This window comes from Rhodoblastus sp., assembly GCF_019449565.1.
Classification (GTDB): domain Bacteria; phylum Pseudomonadota; class Alphaproteobacteria; order Rhizobiales; family Beijerinckiaceae; genus Rhodoblastus.
Map to the genome: position 1 here is coordinate 38,249 of NZ_JAGRPM010000038.1, position 18,881 is coordinate 57,129.

General features: G+C 60.4%; 21 protein-coding genes and 1 pseudogene. 9 read left to right on the plus strand and 13 right to left on the minus strand.

Annotated features, from left to right (window positions below):
* Positions 1 to 12: 12 nt before the first annotated feature.
* The 8 genes from QZ409_RS08735 to QZ409_RS08770 all read right to left on the minus strand — a co-directional run bounded on the left by QZ409_RS08735 (position 13) and on the right by QZ409_RS08770 (position 6,484).
* A complete protein-coding gene (locus QZ409_RS08735) occupies positions 13 to 606 on the minus strand; it encodes a dihydrofolate reductase (protein ID WP_296709501.1) in 594 nt (197 codons plus the stop codon).
* A gap of 98 nt (positions 607 to 704) precedes the next feature.
* Positions 705 to 1,007 carry a plasmid stabilization protein gene (locus tag QZ409_RS08740; RefSeq protein WP_296709503.1) on the minus strand — a complete coding sequence of 101 codons (303 nt, stop codon included), beginning with the start codon at positions 1,005 to 1,007 and terminating at the stop codon, positions 705 to 707.
* 247 nt (positions 1,008 to 1,254) lie between these two features.
* Positions 1,255 to 1,599: a response regulator gene (locus tag QZ409_RS08745; protein ID WP_296709506.1), complete on the minus strand. Its 345-nt coding sequence runs from the start codon at positions 1,597 to 1,599 to the stop codon at positions 1,255 to 1,257.
* 221 nt (positions 1,600 to 1,820) lie between these two features.
* Positions 1,821 to 2,783 (minus strand): L-histidine N(alpha)-methyltransferase, encoded by a 963-nt coding sequence (egtD, locus tag QZ409_RS08750; RefSeq protein ID WP_342394832.1) that lies wholly within the window; start codon positions 2,781 to 2,783, stop codon positions 1,821 to 1,823.
* Positions 2,770 to 4,032 carry an ergothioneine biosynthesis protein EgtB gene (gene egtB / locus QZ409_RS08755; RefSeq protein ID WP_296709511.1) on the minus strand — a complete coding sequence of 421 codons (1,263 nt, stop codon included), beginning with the start codon at positions 4,030 to 4,032 and terminating at the stop codon, positions 2,770 to 2,772. Before egtB ends, egtD begins: the two co-directional genes overlap by 14 nt.
* A 392-nt stretch (positions 4,033 to 4,424) precedes the next feature.
* On the minus strand, positions 4,425 to 4,619 hold the full coding sequence (locus QZ409_RS08760; protein WP_296709516.1) for a CsbD family protein: 195 nt from the start codon (positions 4,617 to 4,619) through the stop codon (positions 4,425 to 4,427).
* 57 nt (positions 4,620 to 4,676) lie between these two features.
* Entirely contained in the window at positions 4,677 to 4,829 is a 153-nt protein-coding gene (locus QZ409_RS08765) for a DUF3309 family protein (protein ID WP_296710219.1), read from the minus strand.
* Between the two features lie 518 nt (positions 4,830 to 5,347).
* A complete protein-coding gene (locus QZ409_RS08770) occupies positions 5,348 to 6,484 on the minus strand; it encodes a putative zinc-binding peptidase (protein WP_296709518.1) in 1,137 nt (378 codons plus the stop codon).
* A gap of 207 nt (positions 6,485 to 6,691) precedes the next feature.
* Between QZ409_RS08770 and QZ409_RS08775 the strand changes: the two genes are divergently transcribed.
* Positions 6,692 to 7,180 (plus strand): ferritin-like domain-containing protein, encoded by a 489-nt coding sequence (locus QZ409_RS08775; RefSeq protein ID WP_296709522.1) that lies wholly within the window; start codon positions 6,692 to 6,694, stop codon positions 7,178 to 7,180.
* A gap of 81 nt (positions 7,181 to 7,261) precedes the next feature.
* Here the strand turns inward: QZ409_RS08775 and QZ409_RS08780 are convergent, their stop codons facing one another.
* From QZ409_RS08780 to QZ409_RS08790, 3 genes and pseudogenes are all read right to left on the minus strand, one after another.
* Positions 7,262 to 8,083 carry a transglutaminase family protein gene (locus tag QZ409_RS08780; protein ID WP_296709525.1) on the minus strand — a complete coding sequence of 274 codons (822 nt, stop codon included), beginning with the start codon at positions 8,081 to 8,083 and terminating at the stop codon, positions 7,262 to 7,264.
* A 158-nt stretch (positions 8,084 to 8,241) separates the two neighbouring features.
* Positions 8,242 to 9,600 carry a PAS domain S-box protein gene (locus QZ409_RS08785; protein WP_296709530.1) on the minus strand — a complete coding sequence of 453 codons (1,359 nt, stop codon included), beginning with the start codon at positions 9,598 to 9,600 and terminating at the stop codon, positions 8,242 to 8,244.
* 342 nt (positions 9,601 to 9,942) lie between these two features.
* Positions 9,943 to 10,352, minus strand: a pseudogene (locus tag QZ409_RS08790) (DUF1236 domain-containing protein).
* Between the two features lie 378 nt (positions 10,353 to 10,730).
* Between QZ409_RS08790 and QZ409_RS08795 the strand changes: the two are divergent.
* From QZ409_RS08795 to QZ409_RS08810, 4 genes are all read left to right on the plus strand, one after another.
* Positions 10,731 to 10,898, plus strand: a complete 168-nt coding sequence (locus QZ409_RS08795) for a DUF1328 domain-containing protein (RefSeq protein ID WP_296709534.1) — start codon at positions 10,731 to 10,733, stop codon at positions 10,896 to 10,898.
* A 156-nt stretch (positions 10,899 to 11,054) separates the two neighbouring features.
* The gene (locus QZ409_RS08800) at positions 11,055 to 12,503 is read left to right on the plus strand and encodes an ATP-binding protein (protein ID WP_296709539.1); all 1,449 of its coding nucleotides are present in this window, start codon (positions 11,055 to 11,057) and stop codon (positions 12,501 to 12,503) included.
* Complete coding sequence (locus QZ409_RS08805) at positions 12,496 to 12,942, plus strand: response regulator (RefSeq protein ID WP_296709543.1); 447 nt, start codon at positions 12,496 to 12,498, stop codon at positions 12,940 to 12,942. The genes QZ409_RS08800 and QZ409_RS08805 overlap by 8 nt, the downstream gene beginning before the upstream one ends.
* A gap of 1 nt (position 12,943) precedes the next feature.
* Complete coding sequence (locus QZ409_RS08810) at positions 12,944 to 14,023, plus strand: response regulator (RefSeq protein ID WP_296709546.1); 1,080 nt, start codon at positions 12,944 to 12,946, stop codon at positions 14,021 to 14,023.
* A 35-nt stretch (positions 14,024 to 14,058) separates the two neighbouring features.
* Here QZ409_RS08810 and QZ409_RS08815 read toward each other — a convergent pair whose 3' ends face one another.
* Positions 14,059 to 14,619: a sigma-70 family RNA polymerase sigma factor gene (locus QZ409_RS08815; RefSeq protein ID WP_296709552.1), complete on the minus strand. Its 561-nt coding sequence runs from the start codon at positions 14,617 to 14,619 to the stop codon at positions 14,059 to 14,061.
* A 345-nt stretch (positions 14,620 to 14,964) separates the two neighbouring features.
* Between QZ409_RS08815 and QZ409_RS08820 the strand changes: the two genes are divergently transcribed.
* Together QZ409_RS08820 and QZ409_RS08825 are read left to right on the plus strand one after the other, a co-directional pair.
* Positions 14,965 to 15,831 (plus strand): response regulator, encoded by an 867-nt coding sequence (locus QZ409_RS08820; RefSeq protein ID WP_342394833.1) that lies wholly within the window; start codon positions 14,965 to 14,967, stop codon positions 15,829 to 15,831.
* Positions 15,832 to 15,888: 57 nt separating this feature from the next.
* Positions 15,889 to 17,271 (plus strand): HWE histidine kinase domain-containing protein, encoded by a 1,383-nt coding sequence (locus QZ409_RS08825; protein ID WP_296709556.1) that lies wholly within the window; start codon positions 15,889 to 15,891, stop codon positions 17,269 to 17,271.
* A gap of 39 nt (positions 17,272 to 17,310) precedes the next feature.
* Here the strand turns inward: QZ409_RS08825 and QZ409_RS08830 are convergent, their stop codons facing one another.
* A complete protein-coding gene (locus QZ409_RS08830) occupies positions 17,311 to 18,045 on the minus strand; it encodes a low affinity iron permease family protein (protein ID WP_296709558.1) in 735 nt (244 codons plus the stop codon).
* Between the two features lie 48 nt (positions 18,046 to 18,093).
* Here QZ409_RS08830 and QZ409_RS08835 point away from each other — a divergent pair, with 48 nt between their 5' ends.
* Complete coding sequence (locus tag QZ409_RS08835) at positions 18,094 to 18,507, plus strand: PRC-barrel domain-containing protein (protein WP_296709561.1); 414 nt, start codon at positions 18,094 to 18,096, stop codon at positions 18,505 to 18,507.
* Between the two features lie 69 nt (positions 18,508 to 18,576).
* On the plus strand, positions 18,577 to 18,765 hold the full coding sequence (locus QZ409_RS08840) for a CsbD family protein (RefSeq protein ID WP_296709565.1): 189 nt from the start codon (positions 18,577 to 18,579) through the stop codon (positions 18,763 to 18,765).
* Positions 18,766 to 18,881: the final 116 nt, after the last annotated feature.

Sequence of the window (18,881 nt, forward strand, 5' to 3'; positions counted from 1 at the left end):
CACAATCGCCGATCAAAGACGTTGGTAATCGACATATTCGAGCGCGACCTCGTCGTTCGGGCCGCGCTCAGGGCGTTCGCGCCAGGTCTCGCGCCATCGCTCCCAATCGACCTCGGGAAAAAAGGCGTCGGCCTCGGGCGCGCAATCGACCAGGGTGAGGCGCAGATAGGAGGCGCGCGGGAGGCCAAGGCGATAAAGCGCCGCGCCGCCGGCGAGGATGACCTCGGCCGCGTGCATGGATTTGGCGAGGAGCGAGGCCTGCGCCATGGCCGAGTCGAAATCGCCCGCGACATGCAGATGATCGGGCCTTTCGCCCGCCAGAAAATCCGGATCGCGCGTGACCACCAATGTCTCGCGCCCTGGCAGCGGCTTGCCGATCGACTGATAGGTCTTGCGCCCCATGATGAGCGGCCGCCCCCAGGTGATCTCGCGAAAGCGTTTGAGATCACTTGGCGCGCGCCACGGGATGGCGTTGTCCTTGCCCAAGGCGCCGTTGCGCGCCACGGCCGCGACCAGAGTGAGAGGAACCGTCCCTGTCATACCGCCCCAGATGTCGAAATTGAGAAAGGCGCGAACTCCAGAATCGCGCGCCTTTTCGAGAGGCAAGCTACGGTCTTTTGACGACAAATCCTATAGTGGCGGGCGTCAGGCGATTTTGACCTGTGGAGAAATCGCGCATAAGGCCCACGGCCTTTCGCGCCGCTTCATCCATTCCGCTTCCTCGTGGCGGCCGCCTTTTTCGCCGAGGCGGCTCGCTCTGACGCAGGTCTCGCGGCGGCCGCCGCTCCCCCCAGCGCCCCGCCCCTGTGCGCGGCCGGATGGCCCGTGTCTTTGCCGCGTCCCGAACCGCCCGGCTTCTTGCCGCCGCCATCGTCCTTGTTGACGGTGGCCCAGGCGCGCCGCTCGGCTTCCTTGGAGGGAACGCCGCGGCTTTCATAGCTGGATTCGATATCCTCGGCTTTCCGGATCTGCTTGTCGGTATATTTGGACTTGTCGCCGCGCGGCATGGCTCGTCTCCCTGTGCTGGCGCCATCGATCGTCGAAAAAACCGGGGGCGATAGGCTTTGTTCCGACGGCTCGGGGAACAGTGGCGGGAGCGGGGCGTAGAAGTTGATCGGAGTCTTTTTGCCGACGAATTCGGAGATTGTGATGTATCGACCCACCCGGAAAAGCGGGGATGGACGGTCGCAACAACTGACGGGAGACACTCGCCGCCAGGGTCCAAGCGGCAGGCGCGATATTCCGTCGCTCGCCTTACTGTATGAGCAGCCGCACTTCCCGGATGAGATCCAGGTCGTTGAAGGGCTTATGCACGATCACCAATTCCCTGTAGGCGGCAGGCAGGTTGTCGCGCGCGGAAGCGGTCACGAAAATGAACGGGATATGGCGACCCGTCAGAATATCGGCGACCTCGTCGATGCGGCCGTCATCCAGATTGACGTCGAGCAACGCGCCGTCGAGTTCTTCCGAGCGCGCCAAGGCCCTGGCTTCATCGAGCGTTCCGACTGGCCCGATAACTTCATGACCGTCGTCGCTCAATACGTTTTCGATATGGGCCGCGACAAAAAACTCGTCCTCGATCACCAGTAAACGCGACATATGATTGGCTCCATCGAGTCATTGTTGGTGAAGCCGTTCTGGCCCGGCCGGATTACTCGTGACGGGCGGCTTAATCTTTGGGAAGAACGAGCAGCTCGGCTCATCGTTCCATCGCGGGCGTCGTTCTTGACAATCATCGATCTTGCCAATGGCCATGCGCTCATGGGGACTGCTCTCATGGGGCCATGCGCTCACGGGGCCTGCGCTCACGGGGCCTGCGCTCACGGCGACGCTTCGAGACCGAGAACGGCGAAGCGGTCCTCCTCGTCCAGCCAGGCTCTGGAAAGCCGCCATCCGCCTGTTTTCGCCAGGGAATGAAATGAGTCGAGCGCATATTTGCGCGAACTCTCGGTGTGGATCGTCTCGCCTTCGCGAAATGCGAATTGCTGGCCGCAAACGGAAACCACGCGCCCATCGAGGCTGACCAGATGCATTTCGACGGCGGATTCGGTCTCGTTCCAGCGCGCCTGATGCACGAACCGGTCGAGCGGAAAATCTCCGTCAAGTTCGCGGTTGATCCGCGCCAGCAGATTGAGATTGAACGCCGCTGTGACGCCGGCGCCATCGTCATAGGCGGTTAGCAAGGTTCCGAGATCTTTCTTCAGGTCAACGCCGACGATCGCGGTCCCACGACCCTCGACATGCCCGTGAAGTCGCGACAGAAAGGCGATGGTCTCGCTCCGGTTCAGATTGCCGATCGTCGAGCCGGGAAAGAAAGCCGTTCTCGGCCCCGGCGGCAGATCGGCCGGAAGTTCGAAATCGCGATTGAAATCTGCGACGATCGGAAGCGTTTCCAAACCCGGAAAGCGATCCCGGATGCGGCTTGCCGTCTGTGCAAGCACGTCTCCCGCGATATCGATCGGGACATAAAGACGCGGTCTGTCCAAAGCCTCGATCAAGATCTCGGTCTTGATCCCCGCCCCCGCGCCATATTCGAATAACAGCACGTCCTCGCCGCAAAAGCAGGCCATTTCACCGGCCCAGCGCAACAGAATCTCCGTCTCCGCGCGCGTCGGATAATATTCTTCAAGCCGCGTGATCTCGTTGAAGAGTTCGGAGCCGCGCTCATCATAGAGCCAGCAGCAAGGGATAGATTTTTGCGCGCGCGAAAGGCCGGCGACCACCGCCGCGCGAAACGCCTCGTCCCATCTTGTTTGCAATTCGAAGCCGTCAAGCATCATCATCGTCTCCGGCCAGCCGCAAACCGGAGAATTGCCAGCGGGCGTCGGGTGGAAAGAAATTGCGATAGCTTGCGCGAATGTGACTGGCGGGGGTCGCGCAGGATCCGCCGCGCAGGACAAATTGGCCGCACATGAACTTCCCGTTATATTCGGCCGCTGCGCCCTCGGCGGGCCTGAAGCGCGGATAAGGCGCGAAAGCGCTGCTGGTCCATTCCCAGACGTCTCCGAACATCTGGCGCAATCCGTTTTCGCCCGGCCGCGCGGGCGCGGGACGCAGCAGACCGGATTCGATGAAATTTCCGCCCGGCGCGACGGATTGCGCGGCGTGCTCCCATTCGGCTTCGGTCGGCAGGCGCATCCCCGACCAGCGCGCAAAGGCGTCGGCCTCGAAAAAACCGACATGGACCACCGGCGCCGCCGCGACGACGCGCCCCGGTCCCGCCAGCGTCATGGTCCAGAATTCGCCGTCGCGCTTTTCCCAGTAAAGCGGTCCAGACCAGCCGCCGTCGCAACATTTCGCCCAGCCCTCGGACATCCAGAGCAAGGGCTGTCGGTAGCCACCGTCCGTGATGAATTCCATCCACTCCGCATTGGTCACCAAACGATCGGCAAGCCGATACGGCTCGATCACGACGCGATGGCGGGGACGTTCACAGTCAAAGGCGAAGCCCATGTCGCGCGCGCCGATTTCGACGATGCCGCCCTCGAACTTCAGGTAACTCACCGGCGTGGGCATCCCTGCCTCGAAGTCGCGCGAAAACTGGGCACAATAGGCGGGGCGCAACGGATTTTGAGCGAAGAGATGCAGGATATCGGTCAGCAGCAGCTCCTGATGCTGCTGCTCATGATGGCATCCGAGGGCGATCATCGCGCTGATGCGGTCCGAGGGGGTGAGGCCGCACAATTGCTCGACCGCCGCGTCAACACGGTCGCGATAGGCATAGATCGCCTCGAGCGTCGGCCGCGTGATCATGCCGCGCCGGGGGCGCGGCTGACGGACGCCGAGCGCTTCGTAATAGGAATTGAATAGATAATTGAAGCTCGGATCGAAGACGCGATAGCCGGGCAAAAAAGGCTCAAGGACCATCGCCTCGAAAAACCAGCTGGTGTGCGCGAGATGCCATTTGGCCGGACTTGCGTCTGGCATGGACTGAACCGTCGCATCGGCGTCCGAAAGTGGAGCGGCGAGCTTGCGGCTCGCCGCTCGGACGGCGCGAAACGATGCGCAAGTTGCTGATGGTGCAGCCAACACCCGGAAACTGCTCCCGCCTGGAACGATGTTCTCCCTTCCAACGCCCAGGTCAAGAAATGTTTCCGCTGACGACGCCGATCGCCGCCGACCTGAGCTCAGGCGTTCAGCAAGCGGCGTCAACAGCCCGAAACCTTCGTTTTGACGCGCGCCGAAATTCCCTTTGAGGTCAGGGGCTTCGACGACTGGTCATGCCGCGACTGCGGCGGGAGGCGAGCCATCTCCGGGAAAAGGCAACCGACGCAGCCGTACGACAGGTGAAAAGGGGGGAATATTGTGCTTGCGGAAGTCGCCGCCATGGTCTGGTCCCCGCAAAAAAAGCGCTTAGCCTATGCAGACTGGCGGCCGGCGCCGCTCGCGGCGCCGGCCCGTGTCTCGTTGGCATTGTGCGGCGACTAAGCTTTGTCGACCGTATTCTTGACCGCATCCTTCACGGCGCCGCGCGCCTTTTGCGCGGCGCCCTTGACCTCTTGCGCTGCGCCCTTGGCGCGAAGGGATTGGTCGCCCGTCGCCGAGCCGATTCCCTGTTTCGCCTTGCCAATGACTTCATTGGCCGCGCCCTTGATCTTGTCCGATGTGCTGCTTTTCATGTGATGCGCTCCTGCGGTTCGATATCCTCCGGAAAAAGGCGTCCGAAGGCGCGCGCCCTATGCCCGCCCTGTCGCCAGGAGGACAATCAGAACAAGGATGACGAGGCCGATGCCGCCGCTCGGGTAATATCCCCAGCCGGTGCTGTAGGGCCAGCTGGGTAACGCCCCGAACAATGCAAGGATCAGCAAGATCAGTAGTATCGTCACCATGGATTCCCCCCCATTTGGTGATCGACGCGACCGGATTTCGAGGCTCGCGAAAGGGCGGAAAATCCTTCTTTCCGCGTCGACTTCGTTCGCAAGGCGGAAGTATACGGCGGCGCCAAATTCCGAGAATTTCAGCTTTGCCGAACCGTCCTGTCTGGCGAAACAATGTCTGTTCATCATGATTGTTCCGCCCGGCTTTCATTCCGCAGCGGGACCGTCAACACCGGCCGGCGCACGACCAGAAAGCTCAGTGGTGGTAAAACAGAGCGAGCAAAATGATGATTGGAATCGGCACGCCTAGCAGCCAGAGCAAAATTCCTCTACCCATGATCCATCCTCCAGTTTTCGTTCAAGGCGCCTGTTCTGGCGCGATGACCGGTTGGCGCGCTTTGACAAAAGATGTCGGCGCTCTTCGTCGATAGAGTCGCATCCTCGCGCGGCCTCGCCGTCGCAAGACGGTCAAGCCGGGTTTCCATTTTGAGGGCGAGGTCGCGATTGCAAATGCTTATCGAGACAAGGATTCAACGCTGGCCCTGGAGTGAAGTTCCAGGCTCGCTCTCGCCTATATTGGCGAAACCGGTCTTTGCGTCGTTGGATGACCGCGCGTCGCGGATCAGGTGGTGAATGAAATTCAGCTTTTCGATCACCGTATTGGACAGCACGAAGGGATAGATATCCGGCTGGCCAAGGCTGCGGTTCAGGCCGTTCAGCGCGACAGTGACCGGAACCCAGGCCGCGATCAGATCGTCGATATCGCCCGCGCAATAGGGATCGAATGGCGCCGGCGCGCTTGCGCCCGTCTGTTCCGGCAAGGCAAATCCAATCGCCAGGCCGAAGGCGCGCGCGGTTTCAAGCGCGTCCACCATATGCGTGTAATGCGCCCAGGTTTCTGCGAAATCCTCCCAGGGGTGCGACGTCGCATAGGCGCTGATGAAGCGCAGCTCCCAATCGATGGAAGGGCCAGACTGGTAATAGCGTTGCAGCGCCTGCGCATAATCCTCGTCTTCGTCGCCGAATAGCGCACGGCATTGTTCGACGCAGCCGCCGTCGCGCACAAGCAACTCCCAGTAATAATGGCCGATCTCATGGCGGAAATGCCCGAGCAGCGTGCGATAGGGCTCGCCCATCGACAGCCGCCGCGCCTCGCGTTCGGCGTCATGGGCTTCAGCGATATTGAGCGTGATCAGCCCATTTTCATGGCCTGTCAGAACGGGCGCCACGCCGTTGGCGGTCGGCATGTCGGCGAGCAGATCGAAGGCGAGGCCATTGGAATTTTCGACGTCGCGTTCATGCGTCGGAAGCCCCCATCGCAGCAGCGAATAGAACAGGCGCCGCTTTGCCAGTTCAATCTTGCGCCAGGCGAACAAATTCGCCGCCACGCCGAGGTCAGGCAGCGTGCGATTGTGCCGGCACGAATGGCAGAACGCTTCGCCCTCGTCCGCGGCCACCAACCAGTTGCAAGCTCCGAATTCCTCATTGGCGCAGAATAAATAACGTCGCGACGGATCTGACAGCGTCACCCAGAAATCGCCGTCCAGCTCGAGGGCGGAAAGGACGCATTGATCCGTTGCGAAGCCAAGACGATGGTCGCATCTTACGCAGATCGTGTTCTCGAAATGCACCGCATTTCCGCATGCCTCACATTTGAAAATCTTCATTTGGCGCATTCCATGGACGAGAGCGTGGCGCGCAGGCGCGGTCGTGCATAAGCGCAACATTTCTCGGCGGTTCTGGTTCCAACAAGACCTCCAGCTCCGCCGCGAGATGCTGCTGGCAATTGCCTTTGCAGGCGGAAATTATCACGAGCGCGAGGACTTTGACGGAATCGCGACGTTGCCTAGCGCCAAACCGCAACGGAGGATTCCATGCCTGATAAAACGCTCAACGATCTGTTCTTCGACAATCTGAAGGACATCTATTTCGCGGAACGGCAGATTTTGAAAAATCTGCCGAAGATGGCGAAAGCAGCGCATTCGGAAGAACTCAGGAACGCCTTCCTGAAGCATCGCGACGAAACGGAAGGCCAGATCGAACGCCTGCAACAGGTCTTCGAAATGCTCGGAAAGCGCGCGCAGGGAAAGACCTGCGAGGCGATCTACGGCATCCTCGAGGAGGGTGAAGAAACCATCGAGGCCTACAAGGACAGCGACGCGCTCGACGCGGGCCTTGTCGCCGGCGGGCAGGCCGTCGAACATTACGAAATGGCGCGTTACGGCACTCTGAAAAACTGGGCGATGCAGCTTGGCATGAAGGATGCGGCCAACCTTCTCGACCAGACGCTTCAGGAAGAGAAAAAGACGGACGCCTTGCTCACCAAGCTCGCCGAGTCCCAGGTCAATCGCAAGGCCGCGTGAGCGCTTTTCAAGACAGATGGAAGGCCGGAGCTTCGCCGCTCCGGCCTTTCCGTTTTCACGGCTGCGGTCTTGCGTCTGTTCCTATAAAATCCCATCCACCACCAGCTCGAATGTGGTCACTTCGAAGCGCATGAGCTGGGCGGGGCCAAAGGCGGTGGAGATCGCGACATCGGCCGCGTCGCGGCCTCGTCCCATGACGACGCGTCCGATCCTCGGGTGGTTGTGACGGGCGTCGAACGTGTACCAGCGGCCATCGAGAAAGACCTCGAACCAGGCGCTGAAATCCATCGGATTGGGATCCACCGGCACGCCAATGTCGCCGAGATAACCCGCGCAATAACGCGCGGGAATGTTCATGCACCGGCAGAGCGCAATCGCGAGATGCGCGAAGTCGCGGCAAACGCCCGCGCTTTCGTGCAGCGAATCGCTGGCGCAGCGCGTGGCCCGCGCATCCGCATAGCTGAAACGAATTTTCGAATGAACGAAATCGCATATCGCCTGAACCCGCTGGTAGCCGCCGGCGATGGCGCCGAAATGCGACCATGCGAAATCCGCGAGCTTGTCGCTGTCGCAATAGCGGCTGGAAACGAGATAAAGCAGAACGTCATTGGGCAGGCGCGCGATTGGAGTCAGCTCGGTATCGGGCGGCGTCTCTTCCGGCTGGCCCGAATCGTAAATGATGAAGCGGTTCTTGAATGTGATGAGACCGGCCGGCGCGACAAGACGCGTGACGCAATTGCCGTAATGGTCGAGATAGCCGCTTGTGGGAACATAGGGATCGGCGACGACCATGTCTCGTGAGCGAAGATCGGCTTCACGCGAGGGATGGACGTTGAGCTGAAGCAACATCGGGGTCGGATTCGGGCACTGAAAGGCGATTTCAAAGCCGGCTTCGATAAGCATATGACGCCTCAAGTTCTGGCGCCATCGGCGCAGGGCTGCAATCTTGCGATAGCTGAAAACGAACCTCTCGCGCTTCTGTTCCGTCCCCTTTCGAAAGCATCGCGAACCCGTCAGGTCTGGCGCGCGGCCCAAGGGGCCTGAATGGAAGGCGCGCCGCGTCAGGCCATCTCCATTGGCGCAATGCGGTCGGCGTCGATCGAGACGTGAATAGCCAGGCCCTCCGGCTTCCATTCTCGCCTGATGCTTCCGTTCAGGCGTCCCTCCACCGTCGCATTAACGAGACGAGAGCCGAAACCTTCGGCGCCGCTCGGGATCGAGACCTTCGGACCGCCGATCTCCTGCCAGTCGATGACGAAACGGCCGTCATGTTCGCCGCAGTTGATTTCGACCCTGCCGTCGGGCGCCGACAGCGAGCCATATTTGGCGGCATTGGTCGCCAGTTCATTGATGAGCAGGGCGAAGCTCGTGACCGCCTCGCCACTGATGGGCGTGTCACAACATTTCACGCGGATTCGCGGCCGCGGCGCGCAGAGGTCTTGATAAGGCGCCATGACCGTTTCGATCAACGATTGCAGGGTCGCGCGCGCGCCAGTCGCGCGAAAGGCGTCGGTGGGAATTGTGAGTTCATGCGCCTTCGCCAAAGCGCGCAAACGCTCTGACACCGCCGAAGCAAGCTGCGACGCCGAAGCCGCCGAGCGCGCGCTCAAAGTCACGATGCTGCCCGCGAGCGAAAACAGATTTTTGATCCGGTGGCTCATTTCCGCCAGCAACAAACGCTGCTGTTGTTCCGCCCGCCGTTTCACCGTGATGTCTCGGGCGATTTTCGAGGCGCCGGTAATGCGGCCCGCCCGGTTTCTAACGGGCGAAACCGACAGCGATATCTCGATCAGGCTGCCGTCCTTGTGGCGGCGGATCGTCTCGTAATGGTCGATGCGCTCGCCCCGGCGCAGCCGCGCCAAAATTGCCGGCTCCTCGTCATGACGATCCTCGGGAATGAGCATGGTGATCGAGCGGCCGATCGCCTCATCGGCGCTGTAGCCAAACAGGCGTTCCGCCCCCCGGTTCCAGTCCGTGATCACGCCGTTGATGTCCTTGGCGATAATGGCGTCATCGGATGATTCAACAATGGCGGCCAGTCTCTCTTTCGCCTGTTCGACGAGCGTACGATCGGTCATGTCGAGCATCAGGATCACGGCGCCGACCGCAGCGCCATTTTCCATCAGCGGAGACGCAAAAACGCTGAAGGCGATGCGACGGCCGTCGGATCGCTCTCCGATCGCTTCGAGCCCACGAATGGCGCAGTTTTTTTTGAGCGCCAAAGCGGTCGGAGTCTCGTCTTCGGAGAATGGGAGACCGTCCGGCCAAAAAACCTTCCAGACGCCCTGGAATTCGCGCGTTCCCAGGTCGGGAGCGACGCCCCACATCTGGGCTGCGGTGCCATTGAAGAAAGTGATCCGGCCCTTGGCGTCGGTCGCGTAAACAGCTTCCGATAACGCTTCAAGCAATGCAGGAAACATGAGCGGCTTCCTTTTGGTGGGCAGCCCGCGAAGGCGGCGTCCGGGGCAACCGATGCCGCCACGTTCCCGTTTAGAAAATTGATAAAGACCGGCGACCTTAACGTCGCGGTTTCATCAACAAACAGCCCGGACCAATTTTAGTTCCAAGGGCCGCGCCAAAATGGCGCGGCTTAAAATGATGCTCCTTCAAGTAATCGCGGGCGAGCTTTAAAACTAAGGAGAGAGCTGCGAAGCTCTCTCCAAAGTAATTTACTTGTTCTTGTGGCCTTGCTCTCCGACTTTGACATGCTGCTCATGCGAGCCGCCGCGCGAGGACGCGCCAGAAAGCAAGCCCGCTTTATGTCAGTCGATGACCTCGACAATCGTGCGTGACCGCGGATCGACCGCACTGGCGTTCCATCGATCACCGTGTAGCGATATCCCTGGACGTGATATTCCTCGGGAACATCGTAATAGCTCACGCCGCTTTCCGGCAGGACTGCGCCAACCACGACCCTGCCGTTGTAGTGATAGGAAGGACGGCGCTGTTCAGTAACGTAGCGGTGGAAACGCGGACGATCGTCAGTGCCGAGCAGACCGTTGACGCCGCCAACCACCCCGCCAACAACTCCGCCCACGGCGGCGCCGACCGGGCCAGCATCTTGGGCTCCGCGCCGCGCTCCCTCTTCCGCGCCGCGCGGAACGCCTTGTGCGTTCGCGGACGCGGCGGCCATTAGCGCCAACGCGCCAAACAAAAGGCTTTTCTTCAACATTTTATCTCTCTCCCGTATAGCAATGAATAACATACCGCGCCGCCGCTTTGAGCAGGCGCCGGTTGCTAGACTTTACATTATGGATTGCGCCGCTTTCGTTGACGCGATTGGACAACGTCTCTTGAGGACTAATGTTCCGAATTATCGGCCAATTTCATTTGGCACTGCGACTCTAAACTTCGCAATAGTGAGACGATGCAATGGCTGCGCTTGAAGATTGAAGCGACCAACGGCAGGGCAACAGGACGCGCCTCGCTCTGTTCCGGTTAAGGCGTGAAAATATATTGCCGTCGCGGGGCTTTGCTTTCGGAACAAGAGCTTCAATGCGGTGTTTCAATAACGCCTCGTTTAAGGCCCTTATTTTGAGGAGATCTTGCCATGCTATACTGGACGGTGATTTTTCTTATTATCGCCCTGGTCGCAGGCGCTCTCGGCTTCGGCGGCCTTGCGTCCACCTCCGCGGGCATAGCCCGGGTCCTTTTCGGAATCTTCCTGGTGCTGTTCATCGTTACCGCCATCATGCAGCTGATGGGCGGCCACGCTTGAGAAAAAATCGGCCAGGACAGACGGCGCGGACTTGAGGACTTGCAAGAGTTCGGTCGTCCGCGCCGATTTCGACCAGCCTATCGCGTCCACGCCAACGACAAGCCGGACATGCCGCGACCGCGCCGAAAAGTTCTGAGCCTCACCAGCGCGATAGTCGTGGCGGCTTCCTTGATTCTCGTCGCCATTGTTTACGGCGCCCACCTCTTTTCGCAGAAGACCGGGCAGCTCGCATCTGCGGCGCTCGACGTCAGTCTCGCCGAATTGAAGTTAAGTCGCGCCTTCAATATTTTGCTCGAAGCTGAATCAAGCCAGCGCGGATTCCTGCTCACCCATGACGAGGCCTATCTTGAGCCTTTCAAGGCCGCGCGCGACGCAATGAATTCGCATCTGGCCGGCGCGGAAATTCAGATGAAAAGTCTCGGCATGGCGACCGCTCCGGTGGCGATGGCCGTATTGGGAAATGCGGCGGATCAAAAGTTTTCGGAGCTCGAACGGACCATCTCCCTGGTAAAGCAGGGCCAGACAATCGACGCCGCAACGATAAATGGCGGGCGCGATTTGATGACCCAGGCCCGGGACATCGTGATCGCGCAACGCGCCGCTCTGGCGGCGATCCGCGCCGACAAGATCGACCAAGCCCAGCGGAGCGCGGAGCGTCTCGCCCTGTTGACGATCCTTGGCGTGGCGGCGGTCGTGATCTTATCCTTGATCGCCCTTGCGCAGTTTATGTCTCGCAGCAAGGAGCTTCAACTCGCGCATGAAAAGCTCGCCACCGCCAAAGAAGCTCTCGAAGAGCGCGTCCGCGAAAGAACGCGTGATCTCCAGACGGCCAATGACGAAATTCAACGCTACGCCTATATCGTCGGCCATGACCTGCGCGCGCCTCTCGTGAATATCATCGGCTTCGCCAGGGAGCTCGATATGGCGGCCAACGCCATCATGCCCCTCTTCGCCCGGCAGGAACTCCAGCGGGACGATCCGGCGATCGTCAAAGCGCGGCGCGCCATCGACGAGGACATTCCGGAGGCGTTGAAATTCATCCAGGCCTCCGCAACGCGCATGGACAGTCTGATCAACGCCATTTTGAGCGTGTCCCGGCTGGGCCGCCTGCCTCCGCAGCCGCAGAGCATCGACCTGGCGGCCCTGACGATGAATTGCATCGCGTCCCTTCAGCACAGCCTCAACGAGGCGGACGCGTCGATTTCCATCGAAGGCCGGCTTCCGTCATTTGTCAGCGATGCGCGAGCGATGGAGCAGATCATGACGAACCTGCTCGACAATGCGGTAAAATATCTGTCCAGCGAACGCGCGGGACGCGTGGTCGTGCGGGGCTCCCGGATCGGATCGCAGGTCCGGATCGAAGTCGAGGACAATGGCCGGGGCGTCGCGCCGTCGGATCATGAACGCATTTTCGACCTCTTTCGCCGTTCCGGCAAACAGGATCGTCCCGGCGAAGGCATTGGCCTGGCGCATGTCCGGCGGCTGGTTCGCCGATTGGGCGGCGACATAAGCGTAAGATCCGACGGAAAGACCGGCAGTGTTTTTTCGGTTATGCTTCCATCTGATTTGCGTGACGCAATTTCGAAAGGCGCCGTCCATGGATGATCGCCACCAGACCGTAACGATCGTCATGATCGAAGATGACGCGGGTCATGCGCGCCTAATCGAAAAAAACATTCGGCGCGCGGCCGTCTGCAATGAAATTGTGGGCTTCAACAATGGCGCCGAGGCTCTCGAATATTTGCAGCCCAATGGGACCGAACCGCATCCGGCGGCCCATCGACCTCTTTTGATCCTGCTCGATCTCAATCTTCCTGACATGAGCGGATTGGATATTCTCGCGCGGCTGAAAGGCAACGAGCACACGCGCCGTTTCCCGATCATCGTGCTGACGACGACCGACGACAGCCGCGAAATCGAGAAATGCTACGATCTCGGGGCCAATGCCTATATTACCAAACCTCTGGATTATGATAATTTTAGCACCGCGATACGGCAGCTCGGACTGTTCCTGGCCGTGATCCAGATTCCGGAGATGGCTTGACATGCCCTATGGTACGGAATTCCGGACGGCGCTGAGCATTCTGTTTATCGACGATGACGAGGCCTTTGGCGTCCTCGTAAAAAAAAAACTAGCGGAGCGCGGCCATATTGTCGAGGCGGTGACGACCGGCGACGCCGCCATGAGGCGTCTTGAGCAGGGCGGCGTCGATGTTATCGCGTTGGACCATGCTCTGATCGGGGAAACCGGCTTTGACGTCCTGGAGCGACTGGGCCCGCGCGGCCCGAGGCCGCCGGTCGTCTATGTCACGGCCGACGCCGATGCGCGAACCGCCGTCGCCGCATTGCGAGCGGGCGCGGATGAATATGTCGTCAAGGACATCGGGCAGGAATTTTATGAATTGCTGATCGCGGCGGTCGAGAAGGTCTACGAACGCTGGCGGCTCAAGAAAATCCGCGACGAACAGGCTAGAGAGGTGCGCGAGGCGCGCGACCGCGCCGAGGCCCTGTTGCGCGAAGTCAATCATCGCATCGCCAACAGCCTCGGCATGGTCGCCGCGATGGTGCGGATGCAGGCCAATGGCCTCGCCGACCCGGTGGCTATTCAGGCGCTCCAGGAAACCCAGGCGCGCATCACGGCCATCGGCGGGGTCCATCGCCGCCTTTACATGCACAACAAGATCGGTCTCGTCGCGCTCGACGACTACCTGCAATTCCTGACCGATGAATTGCAGAACACCCTGCACGATCAGAAGCGTCCCCACCGGATCGCCTTCTCGGCGGATAACATCACCATTACTACGGATAAGGCGATTTCAATTGGCGTCATCGTCGGCGAACTGGCCACCAACGCCTTCAAATATGCTTATCCCCCGGGCGAGGCCGGAGAAATCAGGGTTTCACTGCGTCTGGAGCCCCCCTCGCGCGCGGTGCTGTGCGTCGCGGACGATGGTGTCGGATTCGACCCGAACGGGGCCGCGCGCGGAACCGGACTCGGCTCCAAAATCCTGCGGGCCATGGCCGTGAATCTTCGCGGCGAGATTCTGAAAGATGACGCCGCGAAAGGCGCGTCCATCTCCATCACCTTCCCGCTCGACGAGAAAGATCTCGGCGAAAGTTCCTGAAACCCGCGGAAGCGCGACGATCGAAGGCGCGCCAGCTAAGACGTCGTCATCAGGTCGGAGTTCCGAGCCTCGGCGGCGTTCAGATAGTCGCTGCCAATCTCATCGGCGGATTCGATGCCCATCAGCTCCATCAGCTTCTGGCGGGCGCGATTGACGCGGCTCTTGATCGTTCCCACCGCACAACCGCAGATGGCCGCCGCCTCCTCATAGGAAACCCCGGACGCCGCCACGAGCAAGAGCGCCTCGCGCTGGTCGGCGGTGAGTCCCTTCAGCGCAACTTTCAGGTCCTGAAGATCCAGATGGCCTTCCTGCTCCGGATGAGACACCAGACGTGCGGCCTGGAAGCCGTCCGTGTCCTGAACCTCGCGCCTCTGCTTGCGATAATCGGAATAGAAAACATTCCGCATGATCGTGAACAGCCAGGCGCGAATGGATGAATTTGGCTCAAAGCGATCCGCCGCCGCCCAGGCCTTGATCAGGGTCTCCTGAACAAGATCGTCGGCGCGATCGGGAAGCCCGGTGAACGACAGCGCGAAAAAGCGCAATTGCGCCACCTCCGCGAGCAAGGCGGCTTTGAATTCGGAATTGGGCGTCATTACTTGACCTCGTTCATTCGCGCGGAGCCGGTCCCGTCGGCTTGGTGACCGGCGCGGTCGGGGCCTCCACCGAAATGCAGCTGATCGAGAAGATCTGAAAACCGCGCGGGAATAGGTTGATGGGCCGTTTCCGCGAACAAGCGTTGCAGTTGAACCCCCAGATGGCGTTGCAATTTGGAATTGATTGGTGGCTTTCTGGGCGGAAATCTGTGGGAATTTTCCATTTTTGCTCGCCGTATGTTCGTTATGTTGACGCTGATCTGGGCGGACGCGGACTGCGAACTTATTACCAACGCGGCGACCGGCCAGCTGTTCCAATTTTTAATTTGCTCAGGAACTCTTGCCGTGAAGCCACGTTTACTCGTCACATTCCTCTATGGACGAGCGGTTCAGCGCACGGAGACCTTCGCCATGACTATTTCCGCGATTATCGCCCCACAACTGCCTTACCTGCGCCGATACGCGCGTGCTGTGAGCGGGAGCCAGGCAAGCGGCGACGCCTATGTCGTCGCGATGCTGGAGGCGATCATCGAGGACCCCTCCCTTTTCGCCGGAAATTGCGACGCAAGAACAGCGGTTTACAAGGCTTTCTCACGCATCTGGAACGCCATGCCGCTGAATAAGGCGCCGGGCGGCCCAAAGGGCGCTTCGGCGGCGGAGCGAAGGCTGGAAGAGATAACCCCCATGCCGCGGCAGGCCTTTCTGCTCACTGCGGTTGAAGGCTTTTCGCCGGAGCAGGCCGCCGAGGCGCTTGGAGTGTCCGCGCCAGTTTTTTCGAAGCTTATCGACGACGCCGGCCACGAGATCGGCATTCAAACCTCGACCTCCGTCCTCGTCATTGAGGACGAACCGATCATCGCGATGGATCTCGAACGCCTTGTCACCGAATTGGGCCATACGGTCGCTGGAAACGCCCGCACGCGCGAGGAAGCGGTGCAGATGGCGCGGCGCACCCGGCCGGGACTTGTGCTCGCCGACATCAAGCTGGCCGACGGCAGCTCCGGACTCGATGCGGTGCAAGACATCCTGAAGTCTTTCGAAGTCCCGGTGATCTTCATCACCGCCTATCCTGAAAGTCTCCTGACCGGCGAGCGGCCCGAGCCCGCCTTCCTGATCATCAAGCCGATCGAGGAAGATATGGTCCGCGCGATCATCAGCCAGGCGCTTTTTTTCGACGCCAAAGCGTCGAAGGGAGCCGCGACGGCCGCGTGAGCGCGGGTTTTTTTATCGATCGCCCGTTTTATCGGCCGCCATTAAGAAGTAGGGACGATGCGCTTCGTGTCGGACATCGCCGTACCGTTGGCTTGTCTGTCCGCGGCGCTGGCTCTTCTGCTTTACCACGGAAAGCGCAGGCGCGTTTACGCCGACGACTTCCGGCCTTGCTGGCTCGCGGTCGTCGGCCTCCTCGCCTATGGAGCGTCGCGCGCCGCCGACCTCCTGCTGAGCTGGGCGCCGGGGACGAATGGCGTCCAGACGCTCGGCGCCGTCGCGCTGGGGCTCGCCGTGATGGCGGGCTTCGCCATCTGGGGCCTGTTGCCCTCCATGCTCGCCCGCCCCTCCCCCAGCGAACTCCTGAAGGCCAATCTCGCCTTGAACGGCGTGGTCGCGCGGGGCGAGGCCGAGATGGCGCAGCTCGGCGAAGCGAAAGCCGCGCTGGAACAAGCCGTCGCCGACCGAACCCGCCAACTCGACGAAACCAATCGCCGTTTCGTCAATGCGTTGGAAAACACCGGGATTGCGATGGCGCAGCAGGACGCGGATCTGCGCTATGTCTGGGTTCACAACCTCCCCGACGGATTGTTGTCGGAAAATGTCGTCGGCAGGCTGCAGAAGGATGTGCTGCCGGCCAGCGCGGAGCCCCTGATCGCCGAGGCCAAACGAAGGGCCATGGCGAAAATGGAGCGCGTTGTGCTCGAAGTGCCCGTGGAATTGGAGGGCGAGATCCGCTGGTTCAATGAAAGGATCGAACCGATCTGGCGCGACGGCCATGTGGGGGTCCTGACGACCGCCATCGACATGACCGCTCAAAGGAGGCAGCAGGAGGAATTGCGCGGCCTGCTGCGCGAGCTGACTCACCGCACCAAAAACCTTCTTGCCGTGATCATGGGGATCGCCCGCCAGTCGAGCCGATCGACAGCGGATATCGACACCTTCGTCTCCCGCTTCAATGGCCGCATCCAGACGCTCTCGGTCGCGCACGACCTTCTGCTGGATGCTCAGTGGCGCAATGTCGATCTCCGGGAATTGATCGAATGCGTCTGGAAAAAATCGGCGCCCAACGCTATCGACCGCCTGACGCTGGCGGGCGGCGACATTAGTCTGGGACCGGAGTCCGCGCAGAACCTGGCCCTTGCCATCCATGAAATGGCGACCAATGCGGCTGAACATGGCTGCATGCGCGGCACGGACGGGAAGGTTGCAATTTCGTGGGCGTCCTCGGTCGAAAACGAAACCGGCGGCATCGAATTGCTGTGGGAGGAAACAGGCTGTAGCTCGACCGCGATCTCCCATTTCACCGGCTTTGGAAAATCCTTCGTGCAGGTTCTGCTGCCCCGCGCCACGGGAGGGCGCTCGGACATCAACTGGACCTCGGATGGCCTGACTTGGCGTTTATGGATGCCCGAACATAATTTCGTTTCGAACCGGGCTTGATCGTAGCCCGCGCGCCCGGCGAGGGTCGCGCATCGAAAATCAGCGTTCGCTTTCCGCCTGGTTGCGAATTTTCCTCTTGAGTTCGTCGATTGCGACATCGCTCATTTCTTCCGCCGCGATGGCGGCGTTATTCGCCTGCCGAACGGACAGGATCAGCTCGTCGAGCTTGAGCTGAATCGCCGCGGTGTCGCGATCCTGAGTCGACTGAATCAAGAAAACCATAAGGAAGGTGACGACGCTCGTGCCGGTGTTGATTACCAGCTGCCAGGTGTCGCTGAACCGAAAAAGAGGACCGGTGAGCGCCCAGACGAGCACCACGGCAAGCGCCAGGCCGAAGGTCGCCGGCCTCCCCATCAAGTGAGCCGTCATTACGGAAAAGGCGCGAAAGCCCTCGCTGATTGGCGAAGGCTTCGTCCCTTCGGTCGAAGAGGAAGGAAGCGGCGTACGCATTTTGGCCTCCATGCCGGTGGGGCTGAAGCCCTGGAGCGCCAACGGCGACGACATCAAAATGTTCCGCGCCGCCTGCGACGTGACGCCCGCGTCGAACGCCGCCCGGGCGCAGCCCGCCGTCACGGGCGCAAAACGGCGTGTTATCGACCAGAATTCACGCCGAAACCTGATCCCGAACGGCGTTTGCGCGGGCAAATGCCGGTAAAGCATGCGGCGGCCAGGAAATCGTCGCCACCACCTTTCCGACAAACAAAAATCGCTTTTATGGGAACATTTCAGTATATTAAACGTTATATTGCAAACCATAAAGATATGGTGGCGCAAAGAAATAGACGCCAAATATATCAACACTCTGAGAAGAGGACATAAATCATGCGACATATTGCTGCTTTGAGTACGGTTACGCTTCTGTCACTCACCGGCCTCGCGATCTCGCAGACGAACGCGCCCGCGATGAAGCCTGCGGCCACAAGCGCCATCACCGTCAGCGATCAGGCACCGAATCAGGTGCTCGCCAGCAAGCTGGTCGGCGCGACCGTTTATTCGCCGAGCGACGAAAAGGTCGGAAGCATCGAGTATCTCGTGATGAACAAGTCGGGCCAGGTCGATGCGGTCGTCGTCGGCGTGGGCGGTTTCCTGGGCATCGACAAGAAGGATGTCGCCCTGACCTTCAGCTCGCTGAACGTCGCCTATGACGTCGATAATTCGGTCAAGAAGATCACCGCGAATGTGACCAAGGAGAGCATGAAAAACGCTCCGGCCTATTCATACCTGAAAAAGTCATAAGGACCTTCGCAACGCGATTTCATCTTCGCGATGAGATTGGCGGAAGAGGAAATGACGAAAGAGGGAATCATGTCCAGCACCACCGATAAAATTCGCGGCTTCGCTAATCAGATCGCGGGCAAAGCCAAGAAAGCCGTCGGCAATGCCGCCGATGACGACAAACTGCGCGTCGAGGGCGCCGCGCAGGAAGCCAAAGGCGAAGTCCAGCAGGCCTCGGGCGAGGCCAAGGACGCGATCAAGAAATTCATCGACGGGTGACGCCGCTGGCGTCGCCTCGCGCGACAAACGCCCTTGAGACGACAAGCCCGCGCCCGGCAAGGGCGCCGCGTTTTGTCGCCGCCCCAGCGCCGCTGTCGGCGAATTACCAAATGGAG

Coding starts and splice junctions, on each gene's coding strand:
- QZ409_RS08740 (WP_296709503.1), bottom strand. CDS start 1,007: ATGCCGCGCGGCGACAAGTCCAAATATACCGACAAGCAGATCCGGAAA.
- QZ409_RS08745 (WP_296709506.1), bottom strand. CDS start 1,599: ATGTCGCGTTTACTGGTGATCGAGGACGAGTTTTTTGTCGCGGCCCAT.
- egtD (WP_342394832.1), bottom strand. CDS start 2,783: ATGATGATGCTTGACGGCTTCGAATTGCAAACAAGATGGGACGAGGCG.
- QZ409_RS08760 (WP_296709516.1), bottom strand. CDS start 4,619: ATGAAAAGCAGCACATCGGACAAGATCAAGGGCGCGGCCAATGAAGTC.
- QZ409_RS08765 (WP_296710219.1), bottom strand. CDS start 4,829: ATGGTGACGATACTACTGATCTTGCTGATCCTTGCATTGTTCGGGGCG.
- QZ409_RS08770 (WP_296709518.1), bottom strand. CDS start 6,484: ATGAAGATTTTCAAATGTGAGGCATGCGGAAATGCGGTGCATTTCGAG.
- QZ409_RS08775 (WP_296709522.1), top strand. CDS start 6,692: ATGCCTGATAAAACGCTCAACGATCTGTTCTTCGACAATCTGAAGGAC.
- QZ409_RS08780 (WP_296709525.1), bottom strand. CDS start 8,083: ATGCTTATCGAAGCCGGCTTTGAAATCGCCTTTCAGTGCCCGAATCCG.
- QZ409_RS08785 (WP_296709530.1), bottom strand. CDS start 9,600: ATGTTTCCTGCATTGCTTGAAGCGTTATCGGAAGCTGTTTACGCGACC.
- QZ409_RS08795 (WP_296709534.1), top strand. CDS start 10,731: ATGCTATACTGGACGGTGATTTTTCTTATTATCGCCCTGGTCGCAGGC.
- QZ409_RS08805 (WP_296709543.1), top strand. CDS start 12,496: ATGGATGATCGCCACCAGACCGTAACGATCGTCATGATCGAAGATGAC.
- QZ409_RS08810 (WP_296709546.1), top strand. CDS start 12,944: ATGCCCTATGGTACGGAATTCCGGACGGCGCTGAGCATTCTGTTTATC.
- QZ409_RS08815 (WP_296709552.1), bottom strand. CDS start 14,619: ATGACGCCCAATTCCGAATTCAAAGCCGCCTTGCTCGCGGAGGTGGCG.
- QZ409_RS08825 (WP_296709556.1), top strand. CDS start 15,889: ATGCGCTTCGTGTCGGACATCGCCGTACCGTTGGCTTGTCTGTCCGCG.
- QZ409_RS08835 (WP_296709561.1), top strand. CDS start 18,094: ATGCGACATATTGCTGCTTTGAGTACGGTTACGCTTCTGTCACTCACC.
- QZ409_RS08840 (WP_296709565.1), top strand. CDS start 18,577: ATGTCCAGCACCACCGATAAAATTCGCGGCTTCGCTAATCAGATCGCG.